Below are 1,239 nucleotides of genomic sequence, written 5' to 3'. Positions count from 1 at the left end.
CGATCTCGCCCGGCTCGATGCGAAAGCCGCGGATCTTCAGCTGCTGGTCGATGCGGCCCAGGTATTCCAGCTCGCCGCCAGGCAGCCAGCGCGCCAGGTCGCCGGTGCGGTAAAGGCGCGCGCCATCGCCGGCGAACGGGTCGGGCACGAAGCGTTCCGCGGTCATGCCGCCCTTGTTCAGGTAGCCGCGCGCCAGGCCTTCGCCGCCGATGTACAGCTCGCCGGCCACGCCCGGCGGCGCCAGGTTCAGCTCGGCATCGAGCAGGTAGCAGCGGCGCGCGCCCACCGGGCGCCCGATCGGCGCGTAGGTGCCGGCGAAGCCGGCTGCGGGCGCATCGGCGCGCACCTTCCAGACCATCGGCGTGACCACGGTTTCGGTCGGGCCATAGCCGTTGATAAAGGTGCGCGGCGCCAGCGCGCGGCGCGCCTGCGCAAAGGCGGCGCGCGGCATGGCCTCGCCGCCGAAGGAGTAGAGCGCCACCGGCGGGCGCTCGCCGCTCTGTTCGCAGTACTCGGCCAGCTGGCGCAGGTAGGCCGGCGGGAAGCCGGCGTTGGTGACGCCGTGGCGGGTCATGGCCGCGGCGGTCTGCTCGGGCGTCCACAGCGCATCGTCGCGCAGCAGCAGCGAGCCGCCGCAGGCAAGCGCGCACAGCCAGCGCTCGTGGGCGCCGTCAAAGGCGAACGAGAGGAAGTGCAACTCGCGCGAATGCGGGCCCATCTCGTAGGCGTCGATGGTCGCGGCCACATGCATGGCCAGCGGTCCGTGCGCGACGCAAACACCCTTGGGCCGGCCGGTGGAGCCGGAGGTGTAGATCACGTAGGCAAGCTGGCCGGGGTGGACCGGCTGCTGGGGCAGCGGCGCGATGTCCTCGGCGAGCGTATCCAGCGTCAGCACCGGCAGCGCCGCCGGCGCGGGCAGCGCGTCGAGCAGCGCCGGTTCGGTGACCAGCAGCCGGATGGCGCTGTCGTCGAACAGGTAGGCCAGCCGGTCCCTGGGATACGCCGGATCGAACGGCACGTAGGCGGCGCCGCAGCGCATCACCGCGAGCAGCGCGACGACCAGGTCGGGCGAGCGCGACAGGGCGATGCCGACGCGATGCTCGGCGCCGATGCCGCGGGCGTGCAGCACGGCGGCGAGGCGGTCGGCGCGGGCCAGCAGTTCACCGTAGCGCAGCACCTGTTCGCCGCAGATCACGGCGACGGCATCGGGGCGCGCCGCCGCGTGGCGGGCGATGTGCG

Annotated in this window: 1 protein-coding gene; it reads right to left on the bottom strand. The window is 73.4% G+C overall.

From position 1 onward, the window contains the following. Positions 1 to 1,239: amino acid adenylation domain-containing protein (locus U9J39_RS29345; RefSeq protein WP_326348796.1), on the bottom strand; the 1,239-nt coding region annotated here is incomplete at both ends.

Source organism: Cupriavidus sp. SS-3, from assembly GCF_035818815.1.
GTDB lineage: Bacteria > Pseudomonadota > Gammaproteobacteria > Burkholderiales > Burkholderiaceae > Cupriavidus > Cupriavidus taiwanensis_C.
Note: the sequence above shows the minus strand (reverse complement) of the source record. Positions and strands in the feature narration are given on the sequence as shown.